Source organism: Streptomyces sp. NPDC051214, from assembly GCF_040682375.1.
Classification (GTDB): Bacteria; Actinomycetota; Actinomycetes; order Streptomycetales; family Streptomycetaceae; genus Streptomyces.
Map to the genome: position 1 here is coordinate 1 of NZ_JBFBAT010000009.1, position 21,800 is coordinate 21,800.

Sequence of the window (21,800 nt, forward strand, 5' to 3'; positions counted from 1 at the left end):
ACGCTCGGCTGGGAAACCCCAGCCGAGCGCCTCGCTAAGCTCCTGGCGACAGCCAGTTGATCACTGTGTTGCTACGACCCCTGGAATTCGCCCATCGCCGCGGGCCACTCCCTTTGTGACTCTTTGAAGCTCTTCGAAGCTCTTCGAAGCCGTCAGGCCTCGATGCTGTCCTTCGGGGACTCGTCGGCCGCTTCCTTGTTCTCGGCGGCGTCCTTCTCGGCCTGCTTCTTGGAGGCGATGAGGCTGGTGATCGTGGTGATGACCAGGACACCGCAGATGACGCCGAGCGAGACCGGGATGGAGATCTCGGGGACGTGCACGCCGTTCTCATGCAGGGCGTGCAGGACCAGCTTCACGCCGATGAAGCCCAGGATGACCGAGAGGCCGTAGCTGAGGTGGACCAGCTTCTTGAGCAGTCCGCCGATGAGGAAGTACAGCTGACGCAGACCCATCAGGGCGAAGGCGTTCGCCGTGAAGACGATGTACGGGTCCTGGGTGAGGCCGAAGATCGCGGGGATCGAGTCCATCGCGAAGAGGATGTCGGTGGTGCCGATGGCGAGCATGACGATCATGAGCGGCGTCATGATCTTCTTGCCGTTCTTCTTGATGAAGAGCTTGGTGCCGTGGTACTGGTCGGCGACGCCGAACCTCTTCTCGGCGGCCTTCAGGAGGCGGTTCTCCTCCCACTCCTCCTCGTCGTCATCGGCACGCGCCTCCTGGATGAGCTTCCAGGCGGTGTAGATCAGGAACGCGCCGAAGATGTAGAAGACCCAGGAGAAGTTGGCGATGACCGCGGCGCCGGCGGCGATGAAGATCGCTCGCAGGACCAGGGCGATCAGCACACCGAACAGCAGCACGCGCTGCTGGAGGTGGGTGGGCACCGAGAACTTCGCCATGATCAGGATGAAGACGAAGAGGTTGTCGACACTCAGTGACTTCTCGGTGATGAAGCCCGCGAAGAACTCGCCCGCCGGCTGACCGCCGCCCCAGATCAGCAGGCCCACTCCGAAGAGCGCGGCCAGCACGATCCAGACGACCGTCCAGATTCCGGCTTCCTTGATCGATACGTCGTGCGGCTTGCGTCCGATGAAGAAGTCGACCGCGATCAGGGCGATCAGACCAAGAATGGTCAGCACCCAAAGGGTCATTGAAACGTCCACTGCGCCTCCGGCGTCGTACGGCTACTGATCAGCGTCGTCGCTGCCGGAGGTCTCTTCCACCCGAGGCGGCTCACCGCCCCGCGGGCCGACGCCCCGGGATCGATGGCGATCCGTATTGACGGGCACGTCGCGTTCGGGAGTACTCCCCTCCGCTGCAAGAAGAGTACGCGAAACACCAAGGATTGGTAAAGGGCAATCCAAAGTGAAGCCAAGAGCGCAGGTCAGGGCCGATCGAAAGTCGCTTTACCGTCAGCGGCCGCCGGTGCGCCGGGCGTGCGCGACCTGGTTCAGGACCTGCTCGAGCACCCGACTGCCGGGCGGCGCCATCGGTGGTTCGTACGTCCACGCGTGACCGACCCAGGGGTCGGCGAGGTGGTCGTCGGCCACCGGGGTCAGGCGCATGAGGGCCCGCCAGAGGGGGTCGAGCAGCGGGCCGTACTCCGCGGCGTCCTCGCGGTCGGCGACCAGCATCAGGTGCACGCCCACCGCGGGGCCCTCGTCCGCGAGATAGCGGAGCTGGGTCACCGCGCGGTCGTCGAAGCCGTGCGGGAAGTCGTTGACGATCAGGAGCTGCTCGGCGGTGTCCAGGTCCGGCGGCAGCGCGTCGGCGGCGCCCGCGCGCACGGCCATCTGCACCAGGTCCACGCGCTGGGTGAGCTTGGCGAGCACGGCGGAGACACCCGCCGCACCAGCGGCCGGGGCTCCGTCGAGCACGCCCGCCGCCACCAGCGGGGAGAGCGCTCCGGCCGCGGAGCCCGCCGCGTCGATGACGTGCACCGTGAACTCGCCCGCGGGATAGACCGCGAGGAGCCGCGCGGCGTGCGCGACCGCGCTGTCCATGGCGAGGCGGCGCAACTGGTCCGTGTCGGCCAGGGAGTCCGTGCCCGACGAGCGGCCGCTGTCGATCCACAGGCCGCGCTCCAGGGGCAACCGGACGAGCAGCGGAATGTGCAGGTCCGGGCGCTCGGGCAGATGGAGGTCGCCGAGGCGCAGCGCCATGGGGATCTCCATCGGGGTGCGGTAGGCGTGCCAGACCGGGCTGTCCCAGCCGGCGAACGCCAGGGGCAGGGCGGGCTCGACGACCTCGGACTCGGCGGCGAGCTGACCCAGGTCGCGGTCGAGGGCCGCCCGTGCCCGGTCGACGAGGAGGCCGTGCTTGGCGCGGGCGGCCTCGCGCGCGACGTCCCCGGTGTTGCCGATGCGGCTGCGGGGGTCGGAGAGGACCTTGTCGAGCTCCTGCTCCATGCGCGACTCGGCGAAGTCGACGGCGCTGCGATACGCGGCCGTGGAGCGGGCCAGGTCCTCGAACATGCCCCACACCTGGTTGTAGAGGCGCTCCTCCATGGACCAGCCCGTCGCGTCGCCCGCCACGGGCTGGGCGGCCTTGCCCGGTTCGGCCGGGGCCGCGGCCGGTGAGGGCGGTGGCGGTGCGCTGGTCTGGCGGCCGGGGTGGGTGTAGTTGACCGGGCCGCCCGTGGTGGCGCTCGCGTCGCCCGGCTGGTGCGCCGGGGCGGGCTGCGGGGACGCGGCGCTGTCCGGGCCGGGGGCCGGCGCCGCCGGGCCGGGTGCGGCGGTCTGGCCCGTCGTCCGCACCCGGGCCTCGTCCGCGGAGCGTGGCGGCGGCGCGGCCACGGAACGGGCCAGGCCCTGCGCCACCGCTTCGTTGATCGAGCCCGCCAGTTCGCGGGCCTGCGGGAGGCCCTGGTCGGTGAGCATGTCGGCGAGGCCGCCCGCGTACCCCTGGCCGACGGCGCGCACCTTCCAGGCGTCCTGCCTGCGGTAGAGCTCCAGGGCGACGACGGCGGACTCGGCGTCCAGGTCGGTGATGGTGTAGCTGGCGACCTCGGAGCCGTCCAGCGCGGTGACGGCGACGAAGGGGGCGGCGAGGGAACCGAAGCTGACCGGGCCCCCGACGCCGACGGGCAGCGCGAGGAGGACGTTCACCCGGTGCACCGCTTCCGGGACGGCGTCGAGGTCCACCGCGAGGCGGTGGTCGGCGGCCGCCTGCCTGGGCACTTCGAGCCCGGGCAGCGTGGGCGAGCCGGGGTGGGCCACCCAGTCCGTGCCGCGCACCTTGCCCTGCTCGTCGCTGAGCGTGACCCCCGCCACGATCGGCTTGCCGATCGAGACCCGGATCTCCAGACGGGTCTCGGGAAGCGGGTGGTTCTGCCCCCGGACCAGCTCGGCCGTCATCGCCTTCGTCCCCCTCGTGCCCTTTGAACTTGTTGGTGCCGCGCGGCGTGCCACGTGGCGTGCCGCGTGCTTACAGGTGCGGCAGGATCGACGGCATCAGGTCCTGGAACGTGCGGCCGTTGGCGGGGTTGCCGATGGCCGTCATCTGCCAGCCCGTGCCCGCGCGGTGGACCTTCGCCATGATCTGCGCGGTGTACTGACCGCCGCCGTCGAGTGTGTACCGGGCGAGCTCCTGGCCGTTGGTCTCGTCGACCAGGCGGCAGAACGCGTTCTGCACCTCCTGGAACGTCTGGCCCGTGAAGGAGTTCACCGTGAAGACGATCTGGTCGATGTGGACCGGGATGCGCTGCAGGTCGACGAGGATCGCCTCGTCGTCCCCGCCCTGGCCGACACCGCCCACCAGGTTGTCGCCGGTGTGCCGCACGGAGCCGTCGTCACTGACGAGGTGACGGAAGAACACGACGTCCACCGGCTGCTTGTCGGCGAACAGGACCGCCGACGCGTCCAGGTCGACCTCACGCGTGCGCGTGCCGAACAGGCCCCGCCTCGGGGCCGCTTGCCAGCCGAGCCCCATGCGCACCGCGGTCAGGGCGCCCCCGTCGTCCTTCTGCAGGCTGATGGCCTGACCCTTGGTCATGTTGACCGTCACGCGCTGTCCCCTCTCGAACTGCCTGGGCAACCGCCGGTCTGTGCGGTTGCCCAGCACCTTATGCAGAGGCACTGACAGTGCCGCACCGCGGGCAGCACTTTGTGTCGGTCTTGCAACACACCAGGCAGTACGCCTACGCCTGCCCTGCCTCCCTCATCTGCCTGAGCTCCTTCTTCATCTCTGACACCTCGTCACGCAGCCGTGCCGCGATCTCGAACTGGAGGTCCGCGGCGGCCGCGCGCATCCGGGCGGTCATCTCCTCGATCTGCTCCGCCAGTTCGGCCGCGGGGCGGTCGGTGGGCACCTTCTCGGCGGCCTTGCCCTTGGCCGCCTTGCCCGCCTTGTTCGCCTTCCCGCCGAGCGCGGGCACCGGCGCCTTGGTAGCCGTGCCCGCGTCGCCCCCCTTCGCCTTGCGGTAGTCGGTGCCGAGGAGCTGCTCCGTGTCGACCTCCTCGCGCGCGATCGCCGACACGATGTCGTTGATCTTCTTCCGCAGCGGCTGGGGGTCGATCCCCTTCTCCTTGTTGTACGCGATCTGCTTCTCGCGGCGGCGGTTGGTCTCCTCGATGGCCTGCTCCATCGCGGGGGTGACCTTGTCCGCGTACATGTGGACCTGACCGGAGACGTTGCGCGCCGCGCGGCCGATGGTCTGGATCAGCGAGGTGCCGGAGCGCAGGAAGCCCTGCTTGTCGGCGTCGAGGATCGAGACCAGGGAGACCTCGGGCAGGTCGAGTCCCTCGCGCAGGAGGTTGATGCCGACCAGGACGTCGTACTCACCGGCGCGCAGTTCGCGCAGGAGCTCGACGCGGCGCAGGGTGTCGACGTCGCTGTGCAGATAGCGGACCTGGATGCCCAGCTCGAGGAAGTAGTCGGTGAGGTCCTCGGCCATCTTCTTGGTGAGCGTGGTGACCAGGACGCGCTCGTCCTTCTCGGTGCGCGTGCGGATCTCGTGCACCAGGTCGTCGATCTGCCCCTCGGTGGGCTTGACCACGACCTCCGGGTCGATGAGGCCGGTGGGGCGGATGATCTGCTCGACGAAGCCGTCGCCGCGCGAGAGCTCGTACTTCCCCGGAGTCGCGGAGAGGTAGACCGTCTGGCCGATGCGGCCGAGGAACTCCTCCCACTTGAGCGGGCGGTTGTCCAGCGCGGACGGCAGCCGGAAGCCGTGGTCCACCAGGGTGCGCTTGCGGGACGCGTCCCCCTCGTACATCGCGCCGATCTGCGGGACCGTGACGTGCGACTCGTCGATGACGAGGAGGAAGTCCTCGGGGAAGTAGTCGATGAGGGTGTTCGGGGCGGAGCCGGGCTCGCGGTCGTCGAAGTGCATCGAGTAGTTCTCGACGCCGGAGCAGGAGCCGATCTGGCGGAGCATCTCCAGGTCGTACGTCGTGCGCATGCGAAGGCGCTGGGCCTCCAGCATCTTGCCCTGCTTCTCCAGCTCGGTGAGGCGCTCGGCGAGCTCCTTCTCGATGCCGGTGACGGCCTTCTCCAGGCGCTCCGGGCCCGCCACATAGTGCGAGGCCGGGAAGACGTACAGATGGTCGTCGTCGCTGATGACCTCGCCGGTGAGCGGGTGCAGCGTGGAGAGCGCCTCGATCTCGTCGCCGAACATCTCGATGCGCACGGCCAGCTCTTCGTAGACCGGGAAGATCTCGATGGTGTCGCCGCGCACCCGGAAGGTGCCGCGGGCGAAGGCCAGGTCGTTCCGTGTGTACTGGATGTCCACGAAACGGCGCAGGAGCTGGTCGCGGTCGATCTCGTCGCCGACCTTGAGCGACACCATCCGGTCGACGTACTCCTGCGGGGTGCCGAGGCCGTAGATGCAGGAGACGGAGGCGACCACGATCACGTCACGCCGGGTGAGCAGCGAGTTCGTCGCGGAGTGGCGCAGGCGCTCGACCTCCTCGTTGATCGAGGAGTCCTTCTCGATGTACGTGTCCGACTGCGGGACGTACGCCTCGGGCTGGTAGTAGTCGTAGTACGAGACGAAGTACTCGACCGCGTTGTTCGGCAGGAGCTCTCGGAACTCGTTGGCCAGCTGGGCGGCCAGTGTCTTGTTCGGCGCCATCACGAGGGTGGGGCGCTGGAGCTTCTCGATCATCCACGCCGTGGTGGCCGACTTGCCGGTGCCGGTCGCGCCGAGCAGGACGACGTCCTTCTCACCTGCGGTGATGCGCCGCTCCAGGTCGGCGATGGCCGCCGGCTGGTCGCCGCTTGGCTGGTAGTTGCTGACGACCTCGAAAGGTGCCACCGTGCGTTCGATCTTGGATACGGGCCGCATGGAACCAACCGTACGACCCCCCACTGACAACGGCGCCGGATCACCAGCTCTGCGGGGTCCTCGAGCCGGGTCGCTGCGGGGGCCTGCGGCCCGCCCGCGGGGCGTGGCGGTCGCCCGAGCGGGGGACGGGGTAGGGGGCGTGCTGCGCCTGTGCGGCGTTCTGGAGCTCGGCCTTCCCCATCACCATCAGCGGGTCGAACATCACGATCACCCCCGCAAGAAGGAGGAAGGCGAGCGGGCCGACCATCATGGGCGCGAGCAGTTCGGCGGGCGAGTCTCCCCCGGTGGGCGCCGCGGACGAGCCGTGCAGATGGACCTTGAGGGCGGCCATCCCGGTGTAGTGCATGCCGCTGACGGCGAGACCCATGACGAGGCTCGCGCCCAGGCTCCAGAGGAAACCCCTGACCTGCGCGGCCGCCCAGAGGGCCGCGGAGGCGGCCACGACGGCGATCACGACGGATGCGGAGACCGTGAGGGTGTTGTACTCCAGCGTCCCGCGCAGACGCATACCGGCCATTCCCAGGTAGTGCATCGAGGCGACGCCCAGACCGGTGATCGTCCCGCCGGTGAACAGGGCCGTTCCGGTGGCGCCGCGATACCCCACGATGAAGATCCCGATGCCGACCATGACGATGGCCACGGCGAGACTCGCGAAGGTCAGCGCCTTGTCGTAGTGGATCGGGGCCTCGTCGACGGTGAAGCCCATCATCGCGATGAAGTGCATGGTCCAGATGCCGGACCCGATCGCCGCCGACCCCAGAGCGAGCCAGCCGGGCCGCCAGGAGTGGGCGACCAGGAGCGACCTGGTGGTGCAGCGAAGGCCGAGCGCTCCGCCGAGGCAGGCCATGAGGTACGCCGCCACCGGCGTGACAAGTCCATAGCTGAATCCGTCGACAGTGCCCTGCATGCGCGGTAGCCCTTCCGCCCGTTGTATCCGAATGCCCGGGATTGCCCCCAAGTGGCCCCAGCCGACCGCGTACTGAGAGGCCATGGGCTGACGCAGAGAGTAAAGCTCACTCCGGAACTTGCGAACGATTTTCCGGGAAAGAATCCCGGCTGTCTCCGTTCAACCTGTGGCCATCCTGCACCTGTCTCGCGTTGGCCGTGGACTGTCACTCTCATCCGGTCCGTGCCCGAACATCGCGAGGAGTCACCGTTGTACGCACGCGTTGCCGCTGCCACCACTGCCGCTCTTCTTGGAGCCGGTGCACTGGCTCTCCCTTCCGCCTCCGCTCACGCCGCCGACCAGACGTCCGTGCGGACGTCCGCCTCGCACGACACCCCCCTGGTCGTCGCGCACCGGGGCGCTTCCGCCTACGCGCCCGAGAACACTTTCGCAGCCATCGACAAGGCGGCTGACATGGGGTTCCGGTGGGTCGAGAACGACGTCCAGCGCACCAAGGACGGCGAGCTCGTGATCATGCATGACGACAACCTGAAGCGAACGACGAACGTCGAGGAGCTCTTCCCCGACCGCGCGCCGTGGAAGGTCGCGGACTTCACCGCGGCGGAGATCGCCCGGCTGGACGCGGGCAGCTGGTTCAGCCCGAAGTACGCGGGCCAGCGGGTGCCGACGCTGAAGCAGTACATGAACCGCGTCTCGCGCAACCACCAGAAGCTCGTCTTCGAGTTCAAGAAGCCCGAGCTGTACCCGGGCATCGAGAAGCAGGGCCTCGACGTCCTGCGCAGGACGGGCTGGCTGGACAAGCACCACGTCAGGAGCAAGCTGGTCATCCAGAGCTTCAGCGCGGACAGCGTCAAGAAGGTCCACGAGCTGCGGCCCGACGTCAAGACCGGCTTCCTCGGCACGCCCGCGGTCGCCGATCTGCCCGCGTACGCCAAGTTCTCCGACCAGATCAACTCGACGCACGGCTCCATCTCCGCCGAGTACGTCTCCGCGATCCACGCGCTCAAGGGGCCGCACCGCAAGCGCCTGGAGATCTTCACGTGGACCGTGAACGACGCGGCCGCCGCCAAGCGCGTGGCCGGGTTCGGGGTGGACGGCATCATCACGAACACGCCCGACGTCGTGCGCAAGGCCGTCTCCGGCTGACGCCGCCCCGGCGCGGACGGCGTTGTCAGTGCCCGGTCGTACGGTGGTCCACATGAACGCCAACGGGCAGCACGGGCAGGGCCGGCCGGGTCGGGACGGGGCGCGGCAGGTGGTGTGGGCCGTCGTCGCGAGCGACATCGGACCGCTGCTGCTCGCCGCGACCGACGAGGGCCTGGTCAGCGTCGTCTTCCACGCCACGGACGAGATACGCGACAAGGCGGTCGAGCGGCTCGGCTCCCGGCTGGGGGCCGAGCCGGTCGAGGCTCCCGGGTCCCCGCTCCTCGCCGAGCCGGTGCGCCAGCTCTCGGCGTACTTCGCGGGCGAGCGGCACGACTTCGAGCTGCCGCTCGACTGGTCGCTGATCTCCGGCTTCAACCGCCAGGTCCTGCGCGAGCTGACCACCGTTCCGTACGGCGCCGTCGTGGGGTACGGGGACCTCGCCCGCCGCGTGGGCCAGCCCGGCGCGGCCCAGGCGGTCGGCATGGCGATGGGCGCCAACCCGCTGCCGGTCGTGGTCCCGTGCCACCGGGTGGTCGAGAGCGACGGCGGCATCGGCGGTTTCGGCGGCGGCGTCGAGACCAAGCGCCGGCTTCTCGCTTTGGAGGGGGTCCTGCCACAGCCGCTGTTCTGAGGCTCCCGCACCGCTCCGAGGCTCCCGCACCGTGCGGGGCGTGCCGTGAAATCCCTGTTTCCCGCGTTCGAACGTCCTGGCACACTGCGTCAGTGACTTCGACCCTCGACGCTCCTGACATACCCGCGCCGGAAGCGCTGCCCGCGCTGCGCCGCCGGACCACCGCGGTGCTGGTCGCCAGTCAGATACTGGGCGGGCTCGGGGTACCGATCGGCATCGCCCTCGCACCGATGCTGGCGACCGAGGTGAGCGGGACGGAGGCGCTGTCCGGCCTCGCGCCCACCGCGTCCGTGGCCGGCACGGCACTGCTCTCGCTGCCGCTCGCCGCCCTGATGACGTCGCGCGGACGGCGGCCGGGCCTCGTCCTCGCGTATCTCATCGGCGCGCTGGGAGCGGGGCTCGTGGTCCTGGCCGCGGTCATCGAGAGCTTCCCCCTGCTGCTGCTCGGCATGGCCGGCTTCGGCGCGGGTTCGTCGGCCAACCTGCAGGCCCGCTTCGCGGCGGCCGACCTCGCCGAGCCCGACCGGCGCGGCCGGGCCATCTCCCTCGTCATCTGGGCCACCACGATCGGCTCGGTCCTCGGCCCGAACATCGCGGCGCCCACGAGCCGCGCCTTCGCCGGCACCTCCATACCCGAGGCGGCGGGGCCCTTCCTCTTCGCCGCCGGGATCTTCGCCGTCGCCGGTCTGGTGGTGGCGGTCCTGCTGCGCCCCGACCCGCTGCTCACCGCCCGCGCGCTCGCCCCGCAGGAGAACCACTCCGCGCAGAGCCGCTCCCTGCGGGCCGGTGTCGCCGCGGTGGCCGCGTCGCCGATGGCCCGGCTCGCCCTGGTGACGGTGGCCGCCTCGCACACGGTGATGGTCTCGATCATGGTCATGACCCCGGTCGACCTGGGGCACCACGGGGCGAGCCTGCAGCTGGTCGGCCTGGTCATCAGCGGCCACATCGCGGGCATGTACGCGCTGTCGCCTGTGATGGGCTGGCTCTCCGACCGGTTCGGTCGGCTCTCCGTGATCGGACTCGCGGTCGGGTTGCTGTGCTGTGCCGCGCTGCTCGCGGGTACGGCAGGGCCCAGCCACGGCCAGACCGCCGCCGGTCTCTTCGTGCTCGGCCTCGGCTGGTCCGCGGGCCTGGTGTCGGGCTCCGCGCTGCTCACCGACTCGGTCCCGCAGCCCGCGCGCGCCGCCGTGCAGGGCCTCTCGGACCTGACCATGAACACGGCGGCGGGCATCGGCGGCGCGGCGGCCGGCCTGATCGTCGCGCGGGCCAGCTACGGCTGGCTCAACCTCATCGGGGTCTGCGTACTGCTGCCGATGGCCGCCCTCGCGCTCCGCAGGGCGGTCAAGAAGGCCTGAAGCAGGAGCGGTCGGGCCCGCAGTTCAGGGCAGCGTGATGTGGTACGCCTTGCGCAGCGTCTCGTGCACGGTCCACGTCGTACGGTCGCCCTCGCGCAGGACGGCCGCGTCGCCGGGGCCGATCTCCAGCACGTCGCCGCCCTCGACCTCGATGGTGGCGCGGCCGCTGACGACGACGAAAAGTTCGTTCGCCTCGGTGTCGGTGACCACGCCGGGCGTGATCTGCCAGATGCCGCGCAGCTGCTTGCCGTCGGCCGACTCCCACAGGACCTTGCCGGTGACCTCCGGGGTGCCGGACACGATCTGCTCGGGGTCGAGGGGCTCGGCCTCCAGCTCGGCATCCGGAATGTGCACGGCAAAAGAAGCGACGGCTTGATCATTCGTGGTCATGGCCGGTCACCTTAGCTGGGCTCGTCACGGTGCTCCGGCGGGGGTCACCCCTCCTCCCCACGCCCGTCTACTCCTACTCCTCTCCGTAATGCCGCGCCTCGAAGATGTTCCCGTCCGGGTCGCGGAAGTAGAAGCTGCGGCGGGCCATGCCGCGAGCCCCGAAGGCGTTGTGCGCGATGTCCGACACCGGGGTCCCGTGCTCCTCCAGGCGGGCGCGCAGTGCCTCGAAGTCGGTCTCCGCGAGGGCGAGGCAGACGTGGTTGACGGGGTGGCCCGCGCTTTGGGCCGCGTCCGGCACGACGTCCATGCGTTCGGCGAGCGTGAGCGGGGCGAGGTCGAAGATGGTCTCCTCGTTGAGCCGCACGGAGGGGAACGCGGCCTTGCCCGCCGTGAAATCGGCGACGCGCAGGGGTTCCAGGCCCAGCACCTTCTCGTAGAAGCCGGCTGCCGCCGCGGGATCGCGCACCCACAGGACGACGTGGTCGAGACGTGTCGTGTTGTCCGTCATGCCGCCAGGCTGCTGTCCCGTCCCCGGCGCCGCAAGGGTTTGGCGCGGCGCGCCGATCGCCAGGGATGAGAGGAGACCCGACAGGCAGGAGGCAGGCCCGTGTTGGTGGTGTCCGACGAGGTACAGGCGGCTGTGGCGGACCGGCGGCCCGTGGTCGCCCTGGAGTCCACGATCATCGCGCACGGGCTGCCGCGCCCGCGCAATCTCCAGGTCGCGCGTGAGCTCGAAGCGGTCGTACGCGAGGAGGGCGCTGTCCCCGCGACGATCGCCGTACTCGACGGGCGCCTCCATGTCGGCCTGGAAAAGCAGCAGTTGGAGCGAGTCGCGAACGAGGACGGCATTCGCAAGCTGGGCCACCGCGACCTGGCCCTCGCGGTGGCGGCGGGTGCGAGCGGGGCGACGACGGTGTCCGCGACGGCGCTGCTCGCGGCGCGGGCGGGCGTACGGGTGTTCGCCACGGGTGGGCTCGGCGGGGTGCACCGGGAGTGGACGGTGACCCAGGACGAGTCCGCCGACCTGGGGCTGCTCGCCCGGACGCGGATCACGGTGGTGTGCGCGGGGGTGAAGTCGATCCTGGACGTCGCGGCGACGCTGCAGCGTCTGGAGACGCTGGGTGTGGCGGTGGCGGGATACGGGACGGATCGTTTCCCCGGGTTCTATCTCACCGACTCCGGTCATCCGGTGGACTGGACCCTGCGGACTCCGGAGGAGGTCGCGGCGGTGATGCGGGCCCAGGACGCGGTGGGCGGCCCGGAGTCCGCGCTCCTGGTGGCGAACCCCGTGCCGGAGGCGGAGCAGCTCGATCCGGCGCTCCACGCGCGCGTGCTCGCCGAAGCGTTGGAGGCGTGCGCCGAGCGGGGCATCACCGGGCAGGCGGTCACGCCCTTCCTCCTGGACCAGCTGGTGCGGCGTACGGAGGGGGCCTCGCTGAGCGCCAATCTCGCGGCGGTGCGGGGCAATGTGCGCCTCGCGGGGCGGGTCGCGGCGGCTTGGGCGGAACGGTGAGTTCGGAGCAGGGCGCCTTACTGATCGTCGGTGATGTCATCACCGATGTCGTCGCCCGGCACCGCACGCCGCCGCTTCCCGGCACGGACACGGCGGCGGCGATCCGTACGGTGCCGGGTGGCGCGGGCGCCAACGTGGCGTGCTGGGCGGCTTCTTGGGGGTGCCGCGACGTACGGTTCTTTGGGCGGGCCGGCGCGGACTCGGCGGCATGGCACGAGGCGGCGCTCACGCGTGCGGGGGTGCGCCCACGGATCGTGGTCGACCCCGAGGCGGCCACGGGGACGGTGATCTGCCTGGTCGACGGGGGTGCCGGGGCGGAACGGACGTTCCTCACGGACAGCGGCGCGTCGCTGCGCCTGTCGGCCGCCGACTGGTCGCCGGGGCTCCTGGACGGCGTGGGGTGGCTGCACCTGTCGGGGTATCTGTTCTTCGCCGGGCCGAGCAGAGGGGCGGCCGAGACGGCTTTGGCGGCGGCACGCGCGCGTGGAGTACCGGTCAGCGTGGACCCCGCGTCGGCGGGCTTCCTCGCCGAGCTGGGGGTGGAGCGGTTTCTGGCGGCGGTGGACGGGGTGGACGTGCTGTTGCCGAGCGAGTCAGAGCTACGGCTGCTTGAGCCTGCGGGCGACCTGGAGGAAGCAGCGAGGAAGCTGAGCCGCCGCTTCCACACGGTGGTGGTCAAGCGGGGCGCCGCGGGGGCGCTGGTCGCCCGGGGTGGCGAGGTGGCGGCCAAGCTCCCGGCACTGCCGACCACCCCGGTGGACTCGACGGGGGCGGGCGACGCGTTCACGGGAGCGTTCCTCACGACACACCTGAGGGGCGCGGCCCTCGCCGAGGCAACGGCGGAGGGGTGCAGGGCGGGAGCAAGGGCGGTGGAACGGGTGGGCGGAAGACCGGCTTGAGGGTGCGGCGCTTTTGGCGGGGCGCTCCTCCGCCCACTTCCGAAGGGCCGCCACGCGGGGCGGGCGAGCGGCAGGGCGTGTTGCTCTGCGGTGCTCTGCTCGGCTCATGGCAGGACCCCCACCGTGCCCCCTTCCGAAGCGGGCGGCACACGGTGCTGGCGGGCGGGCGGCAGAGCGGCTTGCGGGGTTGGGGGTGTGCTCCGCTCCCGGCAGGGCACGCCCCCCCGTCCCTCTCCCGGCGGCCCGGGAGCGCGGGCTGACGGGCGCGTGGGCGACGGACGGACCGCCTTAAGGTGCGGTGCTCCCGGCAGGGCACCCCGTGCCCTTTCCGCCGTGGCACGGCGCCCCCCACCCCCTCCTGTCGAGCTGGTACCTCAGGGCGGGTGCGGCAGGGTGCCGAGGACGGGCGGGAGGGGGAGCTTCGCAGGGAGGGGCTCGGAGGGGCTCGGAGGGGCTCGGAGGGGGTTGGGGTTACGGTTTGCGGCCCCAGGCTGAGATCAGTGGGGGTGTGGCCAGGTCCAGGGGTTCCGTGGTGATGTTCGTCAGGTGGTCGGTGATGTCCGCGTCCGTGGCGAGCCCCGCGGCCGTCAGGGCCGTCCGGGACTGCTGGATCGTGGCCGTCTCCAGCGCCGCGCAGGCGGGCGAGGTCAGCGGGAAGTACGCGTCGGCCTCCACCTGGCGCAGGCCCGCCGTACGCAGCAGACGGGGCAACCCGCGGCCGTACGCGAGGTCGGTGCCGCGCTGGGTGAGCAGCGCGTGCCGGATGCGGTTCGCCAACTGCTGCGCCGGCCCGTGCTCGTCCGGGCAGGACAGGGGCTGCAGGGCCGGGTCCACCTCCTCGACCAGCAGACGCCCGCCCGGCCGCAGGGCCCGGATCATCGAGCGCAGGGCCCGCTCCCGGTCCGGCACCCGGGCGAGGACGAGCCGCGCGTGGACAAGGTCGAAGCCCCCGCCGGGCGGCGCCACCTCCGTCCCCACGTCGTGGATGCGCACCTCGACCGGCGGCCGGGCGGCCGACGTGTGCCAGGAGATGTCCGCGTCGGTGGCGAGGACCCGCCCGGTGGGGCCGACGCGCTTGGCGAGCCAGGAGACGACGGAGGTCCCGCCCGCGCCGACCTCCCAGCAGCGCCACCCCGGCCCGATGCCGAGCCGCTCGATGTGCCGGAAGGTCGTGGGGTCGAAGAGCGCGGAGAAGGCGTCGGAGCGCTGCCCCGCACCCGCCCCCTCGGCGTGCCGTTTCCGATTACCGGTCAGATAGCCGTCGATGAGCGTCATGCGGCAATTATCGCGATTGCCCGGCTTGCCCCGGGGAGGCAGCTCCGAGCACCCGGAGCGGAGTCTTCCGTTCCCACAGGCTCCGGGCGCTCCGTCGCAGCTCCCTGGCACACTGGCACGTCAAGTCACCAGAACGAGGAGCCACGCATGTCGATGGCAGGCAACCTGCGAAAGGTAGGGAACCTCCGCAAGGTAGGCGGCCTGCGGAAAGTCGCGCGGGTCGCCCAGCTCGTGCGGGGCCACAAGAGAGTCGACCTGAGTCACCCCGCCCGCTCCCCCTTGGGCTCGGCAGTGGTGAAGTGCGTGACGTATCGCAACGGCGTGCGCCAGGACGGCGGCCGCGACCTCGTCGAGGAGGTCGAGCGGGTCCGCAAGAGCGGTGACGGGTTCGTGTGGCTCGGGCTGCACGAACCGACCCAGGACGAGTTCGCGGGCATCGCCGAGCTCTTCGACCTGCACCCGCTCGCCGTGGAGGACGCGGTCCACGCCCACCAGCGGCCGAAGGTGGAGCGTTACGACGAGACGCTGTTCGCCGTGTTCAAGACCGTCTGTTACGTGGAGCACGCCGAACTCACCGCGACCAGCGAGGTGGTGGACACCGGCGAGATCATGGTCTTCGTGGGCCGGGAGTTCGTGATCACCGTGCGGCACGGCCGCCACGGTTCGCTCGGCCCGCTGCGCGAGGAGCTCGAAGCGGCGCCCGAGCAGCTCGCCCAGGGCCCCGCGGCGGTCCTGCACGCGCTGGCCGACCACGTCGTGGACGACTATCTGGTCGTGACGGACGCGGTGCAGGCGGACATAGACCAGGTCGAGATGGACGTGTTCTCCAAGGAGGGCGAGCGCGCGGACCCCGGCCGGATCTACCAGCTCAAGCGCGAACTCCTCGAACTGAAGCGGGCCGTGGTGCCGCTGGGCCGCCCCCTGCAGATCCTCTCCACCCAGCCGTTGCGGGTGATCGCCCCGGAGATACAGGCCTACTTCCGGGACGTCGACGACCACCTCAAGCGGGTCACGGAGCAGATCGCCGCCTTCGACGAGCTCCTGAACTCCATCCTCCAGGCCCACCTCGCCCAGGTGACGGTCGCGCAGAACGAGGACATGCGGAAGATCACCGCCTGGGCCGCCGTGATCGCCGTGCCGACAATGGTCTGCGGTGTGTACGGAATGAACTTCGACCACATGCCCGAACTGCACTGGAAGTACGGGTACGGCCTGGTGATCGGCGTCATCGTCACCACCTGCGTAGCGCTCTACCGCGGCTTCCGCCGCAACGGCTGGCTCTAGGCGTGCTCTACGAGGTCACGGACGAGGGGACGTTCTCGGTGGCCGCCGGACGGTGAGGCGGCCGATAGGTGCGCAGCGAGCGCGAGTTGCGGTGGTCAGCTCCTCGCGTACACGCTTTCGACCCAGCTCGCGAGCTGGGTGTCGTCGAGGTGCGTGGCGAGGTCGGCCTCGCTGATCATGCCGACCAGGCGCTTGTTCTCGATGACCGGGAGCCTGCGGATCTGACTGCCCTTCATCTCCTGGAGGACCTCGTCGACGCCCGCGCCCGAGTCGATCCAGCGCGGCGTGCCCTTGGCCATGTCGCCCGCGGTCACCCGGGACGGGTCGTGGCCCATCGCCACGCAGCCGACCACGATGTCCCGGTCGGTAAGGATGCCGCACAGGCGCTCGTTCTCGTCACTGATAGGCAACGCGCCCACGTCGAGCTGCCGCATCAGTTGTGCGGCGCGGTCCAGGGTCTCGTGTGCGGGGATCCACTGGGCGCCCCGGTGCATGATGTCTCCGGCGGTGGTCATGTGGTACCTCCCGGTGCCGGACGGCCGGCGCGGCGCGGAGGCACCGCTAGTCCCGGCGCCCCTCATTCTCGCCGGGCCCCCGGAGGTCCGCACTCCGGAGGCGGACACCCCAGGCGGGAGACGGGTCCGCGCATGGGCTTGGGATCTCAGGCCGAGAAGCCGACGATCTTTTCCGGGGTCACCTTGATGATGACCCGGGCCTCCTCGTCCTTCTCGCCGGGCGGGTCGATGCCCAGGTACTTGTGCGAGAGCTCGCGCGGAAGCCGCTTCTGCGGATCGGGGAGGATCTCGGCGACGCCACGGATCTCGGTCGACGTGTAGGGGTTGGCCAGGTCGAAGACCGAGATGCTGATGCGTGGGTCGCGTTCGAGGTTGCGGACCTTCTGACGCCGCGCGGTGGACGAGAACAGCACGGTGTCGCCCTCCCGTTTGATCCACACCACCGAGTTCTGGGGTGCACCGCCGGGGCCGAGGGTCGCGACGCCGGCGAAGTTCTTGCCGTCGAGGAGGGAGCGGACCGATTCGCTGAAGTGGAGCGCTGTGGTGGCCATGCGCAGACTCTAACTACATGCACGTGCATATAAAAGCGTTTTCGCCGAACATCCCCCGCGGGCCGTCGCGCGCCCTCAACCGCTCCAGGCCGGATGCCGTGGATCGTCCGCGCGTACGACGACGTCGGCCACCGCCTCGGGGTCCGTCTCCGCCGCGTACCGCTCGAAGGCGGGCAGGGTCCACCGCTCGCTCTGTGCCGTACGCCGCCGCAGAGCGCCCGGCGAGAGGCTCGTGTGGACCGTCAGGTCGAAGGGGAACCAGTGGCCGAGCAGGAGCGGGCCGTGCACCAACAGCAGTGCGCCGGTCGGCAGTTGCACGTACGGGCTGCGCGTCGCCCGGTCCGACTCCGGGTCCCACAGGTCGGGCAGCACGCGCCCCGTGCCGCCCGGGTCCAGCGGCCCGAAGACCTCGCGCCAGAGGGCACCGGTGTCGAACCAGCCGCTGTAGTACGCCTCCACGTCCTCCCGCCCGTACTCGAGGCGCAGCGAGGCGGGCCGCAGGAAGCCTTCCGTGCCGACGACGAGCGCGGACCGCCCGCGCACCCGCAGCGCCTCGGCCACGCCTTGGGCCAGCTCGCCCGGCCTGCCCGCCGGGGCCCCGTCGAAGGCGATGCGGGGCCAGGAACCCGCGTCGGCCGTCTTCAGGTCGAGCAGCCGGTCGGCGAGGATGTCCGTAAGCCGGTCCCAGGTGATCGCTTCGAGTCGCACTCGTCCCATGATGCCGCGCGCCCTGCCGCGGCGTCGGGCCTCGCTCGACGGCGATAGCACCGGCCGTTCGGGGGAATCATTTCTGCATGGCACCAACTCCCCTCACCCGGAAAGCACTTCTCGCCATCCAGCCCCTCAAGCGCCGGCACTGTGCGGAGTGCCGTGGCGGGCCGCTCTCCCTGCTGGTCGTCCAGGAATCCGAGCCGCGCTGCCTGGACTGCGCCGACCTGGGCCATCTCGTCTTCCTGCCCCGCGGCGACACCGCCCTGACGCGTCGGGCCCGCGAGGGGAGCGCGCTCTCGGCGGTGGTCGTGCGCCTCAACCGGCGCCAGGGACGGTACGAGCGGCAGGGCGTCCTCGTCGAGGAGGCAGCGCTCGCGCGCGCCGAGGAGCGGTGCCTCGCCGACGCGGAGGCACGGGCGCGGCGCCGGGCACGGGACGCGGCGCGCCGGGCCCTGGAGGACGTCCGCTTCACCGCCGCCTTCGCGAAGGAGATACGGCGGCTCTTCCCGGGGTGCCCCGAGGAGCGGTGCCTCGCGATCGCCGGGCACGCCTCCGTGCGGGGCAGCGGGCGGGTGGGCCGGAGTGCGGCGGGGCGGGCCTTGTCCGCGTCCGCGGTGACGGCCGCGGTGGTGGCCGCCGTGCGGCACACGGAGACGCCGTACGACCGCCTCCTGATGAGCGGGGTCCCCCGGGGCGAGGCGCGTCGGCGGATCGCCCCTGCGGTCGAGGCGACGCTGCGGGCCTGGCGGCCGGGACAGGATGAACTGGCGGTCTGAGCACCACGGGGCCCCTCCCCGCTGGCGCCCCCCTCCCGAGGCCCCCGGAAAGCCCCCGCCAGACGCCCCCGTATGCAGACGCGAGCCCCGCGTATGGCCCTGGACCCCGTCCAGGCAATTCACTTGTGATGCGGCGCCGCGCCATGGAGGATCACTGCGGCTCGCTCACCTGTCGGCTGCCTTACACAACGCGGGAGTTGCCATGATCGAGGGACCGTATTTCGTGCTCGTGGTGCTGGGCGCGCTCGCCTGCGGCCTCGTCGCGGGCGCGTTCGTCGCGTTCTCGACCTTCGTGATGCGGGGCCTCGCCGCCCTGCCCCCGGCGCACGGCATCGCGGCCATGCAGTCGATCAACGTCAAGGCGGTCACCGCCGGGTTCATGACCGTGTTCATGGGCGCCGCCGGCCTCAGCGCGGTCGTCGCCGTGGTCACCTTCGTGCTCTGGCCCGACGACGGCACCGTCGAGTTGCTGCTGGGGGCCGCGCTGTATCTGTTCGGCTCGTTCGGGGTCACCATCGTCGCGAACGTCCCCCGCAACGACGCCCTCGCCAAGCTCGACCCGCAGGCACCGGAGAGCGCGGACCGCTGGCGTACGTACGTGCGGGAGTGGACCATGTGGAACCACATCCGGGTCGGCGCCTCCCTGGCCGCGTCGGCATCGTTCATCCTCGCCCTGACCTGAGCCGATCGCCCCCGGCCGATCGCCCCCACGCCGGGCCCGCCCCCGCGGACATGCCCGCCCCGCCCTCCCGTCGTACAGTGGCCGAAAGCCCGCAGAACCACGCGAGAAGGCACGCAAGAAGGCACGCGAGAGGCACGCGAGGGAGACGGCCATGGCCGACCCCAAGGGCTTCCTCACCACCCCCCGTCAGGAATGGCCACGCCGGCCCGTCGGCGAGCGGGTCAAGGACTGGGACGAGGTGTACGTCCCCGGCGCGCTGCTGCCCATCGTCGAGCCGCAGGCCGACCGCTGCATGGACTGCGGCGTCCCCTTCTGCCACGACGCCTGCCCGCTGGGCAATCTGATCCCCGACTGGAACGACCTCGTCTCACGCGCCGACTGGCGTGCCGCGGCGGACCGGCTGCACGCCACGAACAACTTCCCCGAGTTCACCGGCCGCCTCTGCCCCGCCCCCTGCGAGGCGGGCTGCGTCCTCGCCATCAACCAGCCCGCGGTGACCATCAAGAACGTCGAGGTGGCCATCGCCGACCGCTCGTGGGAGGACGGCCTCAATCCGCCCCGCCCCCCGCACCGGCACTCAGGCAGGACGGTCGCCGTCGTCGGATCGGGCCCGGCCGGGCTCGCCGCCGCACAGCAGCTGACGCGCGCCGGGCACACCGTCGTCGTGTACGAGCGCGACGACCGCGCGGGCGGGCTCCTGCGGTACGGCATCCCCGCGTTCAAGATGGAGAAGCACCACGTGGAGCGGCGCCTCGCGCAACTGCGGGACGAGGGCACGGTCTTCCGTACGTCCGTCACGATCGGGCAGGACATCGGTGCCGCCGAGCTGCGCGCCAGGCACGACGCGGTGGTGCTCGCCACCGGCGCCACCGCCTGGCGCGACCTCGACGTCCCGGGGCGGGAGTTGAGCGGCATCCATCAGGCCATGGAGTATCTTCCGCTCGCCAACCGCGTCTGTGAGGGAGACCTCGACGCCTCGCCGCTGAGCGCCGCCGGAAGGCACGTCGTGATCGTCGGCGGCGGGGACACCGGGGCGGACTGTCTGGGCACCGCGATCCGCGAAGGGGCCGCGTCCGTCACGCAGTTGGACATCTACGGGCGGCCCGGCGACGCACGCGACGAACTGGCCGAGCCCTGGCCGACGTACCCGAAGGTCTACCGCCTCTCCCCCGCGCACGAGGAGGCGGGCGAGCTGCGCACGGCCCCCGCTGCGGACGCGGACGCCGACGCGCGGCTGTTCGCCGCGTCCACCCTGCGCTTCACCGGCGACGCGGCGGGCCGGGTGAGCGCGCTGCATCTGACCGAGGTCGACGCGGACCGCCGCCCTCGCCCCGGCACCGCCCGTGAACTCCCCGCCGACCTGGTGCTGCTCGCGCTCGGTTTCACCGGGCCCGAGCGGACCGCGGGCGGCCTGGTCGACCAGCTCGGCCTGGACGTCGGGGACCGCGGCACCCTCGCCCGCGGCGCGGACTTCGCGACCAACGTGCCGGGGGTCTTCGCGACCGGCGACGCGGCCCGCGGCCAGTCACTGGTCGTATGGGCCATAGCCGAGGGCCGCGCGACGGCCGCCGCGGTCGACCGGTGGCTGACCGGCACGACCCAGCTCGCGGCACCGATCGGCCCGTACGACCGGCCGATGACCGCCTGAGACCGCCGCCCGGCCGCGAAGGACCGGAGACGGCTCACGACAGCAGGAAGTCGGCCTCCCCCGCCTTCGCCCCCTGGATGAACGCGTTGATCTCGCCGTGCGTGTAGATCAGCGCCGGACCGTCCGGATCTGCCGACTGGCGGACCGCCACCCGGCCGTCGGCCAGCTTCATGGCCTCCAGGCAGTTGCCGCCGTTGCCACCGCTCCACGGCTTGTGCCAGCCCTCGCTGCCGAGGTCACGGGCGGGCATGCCGTTGTAGATCCGGGAGTCGTCCCGGGAATCGGGACGGGTCCCGGCTCCGGGTTTTGACCCGGGTCGTGTACCGGCTCGGTGTCGATCCATTCACAGCTCCTTGCGGAGATCCCGGAGGATCTCCTTTGTGCGATGTGCCGTCGCGGCTTGCGCCGCCATGCGGTCCATGACCTCGAGGTGGGTCGCCACCTCGGTGCGCGCGTCCAGATAGACCGCGCCGGTCAGGTACTCGCTGTAGACCATGTCCGGCAGTTCCGCCATGGCGAAGCGGAAGAGCACGAACGGTCCGTACGTGCCCGGGTGCGGACCCGCCGCGAACGGCGCGACCTGCAGGGTCACATGAGGAAGTTCGACGGCTTCGAGGAGCTTGTCGATCTGCTCGCGCATCACCTCGGGACCGCCCACGGGTCTGAGCAGGGCGGTCTCGTCCATCACGACCCAGAGCCGTGGCGCGTCCTCGCGGGTGAGCAGCGACTGGCGCTCCATGCGCAGCGCCACATACCGCTCGATGTCCTCGGGATTGGTCTGGCCGATCGCTCCGGAGCGCATCACACCACGTGCGTACTCCTCGGTCTGCAGCAGACCGGGCACGAAGTGCGGTTCGTAGGACCGGATGAGGCTGGCTGCCCCCTCCAGGCTGACGTACATGCTGAACCAGCCCGGCAGGATGTCGTGGAACCGCTGCCACCAGCCCGGCTTGTTCGCCTCCTCGGCGAGCGTCACGAAGGCGTCCGCCTCGTCGTCGCCGACGCCGTAGGACTTCAGGAGGAGCTGGAGATACGGGATCTTGAGCGCGACCTCGGCCATCTCCATGCGGCGGACCGTGGCGGGGGCCACGCGGAGAATCCGCGCGGCCTCCTCTCGTTTGAGGCCCGCGCGCTCACGCAGGTCCTGCAAACGACGGCCTAGGACGACCTGGCCGACGGTCGGCGCGGACCGCGGTTCGCTCACGTCCTACCTCCACGTACTCCATGACATGCC

Annotated in this window: 22 protein-coding genes and 1 pseudogene; 10 read left to right on the top strand and 13 right to left on the bottom strand. The window is 71.0% G+C overall.

Translation table 11 applies throughout. The annotated features are described in order from the left end of the window. Positions 1 to 100, top strand: a pseudogene (locus AB0M70_RS23665) (IS5/IS1182 family transposase); the annotation flags it as partial. Positions 101 to 152: 52 nt separating this feature from the next. Here the strand turns inward: AB0M70_RS23665 and AB0M70_RS23670 are convergent. The 5 genes from AB0M70_RS23670 to AB0M70_RS23690 all read right to left on the bottom strand — a co-directional run bounded on the left by AB0M70_RS23670 (position 153) and on the right by AB0M70_RS23690 (position 7,190). Then, positions 153 to 1,148, bottom strand: a complete 996-nt coding sequence (locus AB0M70_RS23670) for a TerC family protein (RefSeq protein ID WP_365822424.1) — start codon at positions 1,146 to 1,148, stop codon at positions 153 to 155. Positions 1,149 to 1,409: 261 nt separating this feature from the next. Further along, positions 1,410 to 3,353, bottom strand: a complete 1,944-nt coding sequence (locus AB0M70_RS23675; RefSeq protein ID WP_365822426.1) for a TerD family protein — start codon at positions 3,351 to 3,353, stop codon at positions 1,410 to 1,412. A 70-nt stretch (positions 3,354 to 3,423) separates the two neighbouring features. Further along, on the bottom strand, positions 3,424 to 4,002 hold the full coding sequence (locus AB0M70_RS23680; RefSeq protein WP_363208074.1) for a TerD family protein: 579 nt from the start codon (positions 4,000 to 4,002) through the stop codon (positions 3,424 to 3,426). Between the two features lie 133 nt (positions 4,003 to 4,135). Next, positions 4,136 to 6,283: an excinuclease ABC subunit UvrB gene (uvrB, locus tag AB0M70_RS23685; RefSeq protein ID WP_365822429.1), complete on the bottom strand. Its 2,148-nt coding sequence runs from the start codon at positions 6,281 to 6,283 to the stop codon at positions 4,136 to 4,138. 40 nt (positions 6,284 to 6,323) lie between these two features. Then, a complete protein-coding gene (locus AB0M70_RS23690; RefSeq protein WP_365822431.1) occupies positions 6,324 to 7,190 on the bottom strand; it encodes an MHYT domain-containing protein in 867 nt (288 codons plus the stop codon). Positions 7,191 to 7,439: 249 nt separating this feature from the next. Here AB0M70_RS23690 and AB0M70_RS23695 point away from each other — a divergent pair, with 249 nt between their 5' ends. The 3 genes from AB0M70_RS23695 to AB0M70_RS23705 all read left to right on the top strand — a co-directional run bounded on the left by AB0M70_RS23695 (position 7,440) and on the right by AB0M70_RS23705 (position 10,322). Beyond that, positions 7,440 to 8,336 carry a glycerophosphodiester phosphodiesterase family protein gene (locus AB0M70_RS23695; RefSeq protein ID WP_365822433.1) on the top strand — a complete coding sequence of 299 codons (897 nt, stop codon included), beginning with the start codon at positions 7,440 to 7,442 and terminating at the stop codon, positions 8,334 to 8,336. Positions 8,337 to 8,388: 52 nt separating this feature from the next. Then, positions 8,389 to 8,967 carry a methylated-DNA--[protein]-cysteine S-methyltransferase gene (locus tag AB0M70_RS23700; RefSeq protein WP_365822435.1) on the top strand — a complete coding sequence of 193 codons (579 nt, stop codon included), beginning with the start codon at positions 8,389 to 8,391 and terminating at the stop codon, positions 8,965 to 8,967. A 92-nt stretch (positions 8,968 to 9,059) separates the two neighbouring features. Continuing rightward, the gene (locus tag AB0M70_RS23705) at positions 9,060 to 10,322 is read left to right on the top strand and encodes an MFS transporter (RefSeq protein ID WP_365822437.1); all 1,263 of its coding nucleotides are present in this window, start codon (positions 9,060 to 9,062) and stop codon (positions 10,320 to 10,322) included. A 24-nt stretch (positions 10,323 to 10,346) separates the two neighbouring features. Here the strand turns inward: AB0M70_RS23705 and AB0M70_RS23710 are convergent, their stop codons facing one another. Then, positions 10,347 to 10,712 (bottom strand): cupin domain-containing protein, encoded by a 366-nt coding sequence (locus tag AB0M70_RS23710; RefSeq protein WP_365822439.1) that lies wholly within the window; start codon positions 10,710 to 10,712, stop codon positions 10,347 to 10,349. A 73-nt stretch (positions 10,713 to 10,785) separates the two neighbouring features. Continuing rightward, positions 10,786 to 11,220 carry a VOC family protein gene (locus tag AB0M70_RS23715; protein ID WP_365822441.1) on the bottom strand — a complete coding sequence of 145 codons (435 nt, stop codon included), beginning with the start codon at positions 11,218 to 11,220 and terminating at the stop codon, positions 10,786 to 10,788. 99 nt (positions 11,221 to 11,319) lie between these two features. Between AB0M70_RS23715 and AB0M70_RS23720 the strand changes: the two genes are divergently transcribed. Further along, positions 11,320 to 12,225, top strand: coding sequence for a pseudouridine-5'-phosphate glycosidase (locus tag AB0M70_RS23720; protein WP_365822443.1), 906 nt, complete (start codon positions 11,320 to 11,322; stop codon positions 12,223 to 12,225). Further along, positions 12,222 to 13,124 (top strand): sugar kinase, encoded by a 903-nt coding sequence (locus AB0M70_RS23725; RefSeq protein WP_365822445.1) that lies wholly within the window; start codon positions 12,222 to 12,224, stop codon positions 13,122 to 13,124. Before AB0M70_RS23720 ends, AB0M70_RS23725 begins: the two co-directional genes overlap by 4 nt. Before the next feature lie 471 nt (positions 13,125 to 13,595). On the opposite strand, the gene AB0M70_RS23730 is transcribed toward AB0M70_RS23725, so the two are convergent. Continuing rightward, positions 13,596 to 14,399 (bottom strand): methyltransferase domain-containing protein, encoded by an 804-nt coding sequence (locus AB0M70_RS23730; RefSeq protein WP_365822447.1) that lies wholly within the window; start codon positions 14,397 to 14,399, stop codon positions 13,596 to 13,598. A gap of 147 nt (positions 14,400 to 14,546) precedes the next feature. On the opposite strand from AB0M70_RS23730, the gene corA reads away from it, so the two are divergent. Further along, a complete protein-coding gene (corA, locus tag AB0M70_RS23735) occupies positions 14,547 to 15,683 on the top strand; it encodes a magnesium/cobalt transporter CorA (protein ID WP_365822449.1) in 1,137 nt (378 codons plus the stop codon). Positions 15,684 to 15,778: 95 nt separating this feature from the next. Here the strand turns inward: corA and AB0M70_RS23740 are convergent, their stop codons facing one another. The 3 genes from AB0M70_RS23740 to AB0M70_RS23750 all read right to left on the bottom strand — a co-directional run bounded on the left by AB0M70_RS23740 (position 15,779) and on the right by AB0M70_RS23750 (position 17,457). Continuing rightward, complete coding sequence (locus tag AB0M70_RS23740; RefSeq protein WP_365822451.1) at positions 15,779 to 16,198, bottom strand: CBS domain-containing protein; 420 nt, start codon at positions 16,196 to 16,198, stop codon at positions 15,779 to 15,781. 146 nt (positions 16,199 to 16,344) lie between these two features. After that, positions 16,345 to 16,749 carry a PPOX class F420-dependent oxidoreductase gene (locus tag AB0M70_RS23745; RefSeq protein WP_365822453.1) on the bottom strand — a complete coding sequence of 135 codons (405 nt, stop codon included), beginning with the start codon at positions 16,747 to 16,749 and terminating at the stop codon, positions 16,345 to 16,347. A 75-nt stretch (positions 16,750 to 16,824) separates the two neighbouring features. Further along, positions 16,825 to 17,457, bottom strand: coding sequence for a uridine kinase (locus AB0M70_RS23750; protein ID WP_365822455.1), 633 nt, complete (start codon positions 17,455 to 17,457; stop codon positions 16,825 to 16,827). A gap of 86 nt (positions 17,458 to 17,543) precedes the next feature. Here AB0M70_RS23750 and AB0M70_RS23755 point away from each other — a divergent pair, with 86 nt between their 5' ends. The 3 genes from AB0M70_RS23755 to AB0M70_RS23765 all read left to right on the top strand — a co-directional run bounded on the left by AB0M70_RS23755 (position 17,544) and on the right by AB0M70_RS23765 (position 20,566). Further along, entirely contained in the window at positions 17,544 to 18,236 is a 693-nt protein-coding gene (locus tag AB0M70_RS23755; RefSeq protein WP_365822457.1) for a DUF2293 domain-containing protein, read from the top strand. A 202-nt stretch (positions 18,237 to 18,438) separates the two neighbouring features. Then, positions 18,439 to 18,918 carry an anthrone oxygenase family protein gene (locus AB0M70_RS23760; protein WP_365822459.1) on the top strand — a complete coding sequence of 160 codons (480 nt, stop codon included), beginning with the start codon at positions 18,439 to 18,441 and terminating at the stop codon, positions 18,916 to 18,918. Between the two features lie 151 nt (positions 18,919 to 19,069). Next, the gene (locus AB0M70_RS23765; protein WP_365822461.1) at positions 19,070 to 20,566 is read left to right on the top strand and encodes a glutamate synthase subunit beta; all 1,497 of its coding nucleotides are present in this window, start codon (positions 19,070 to 19,072) and stop codon (positions 20,564 to 20,566) included. 34 nt (positions 20,567 to 20,600) lie between these two features. Here AB0M70_RS23765 and AB0M70_RS23770 read toward each other — a convergent pair whose 3' ends face one another. Then, on the bottom strand, positions 20,601 to 20,816 hold the full coding sequence (locus tag AB0M70_RS23770; protein ID WP_365822463.1) for a DUF397 domain-containing protein: 216 nt from the start codon (positions 20,814 to 20,816) through the stop codon (positions 20,601 to 20,603). 93 nt (positions 20,817 to 20,909) lie between these two features. Further along, a complete protein-coding gene (locus AB0M70_RS23775; protein WP_365822465.1) occupies positions 20,910 to 21,770 on the bottom strand; it encodes a helix-turn-helix transcriptional regulator in 861 nt (286 codons plus the stop codon). Positions 21,771 to 21,800 lie beyond the last annotated feature (30 nt).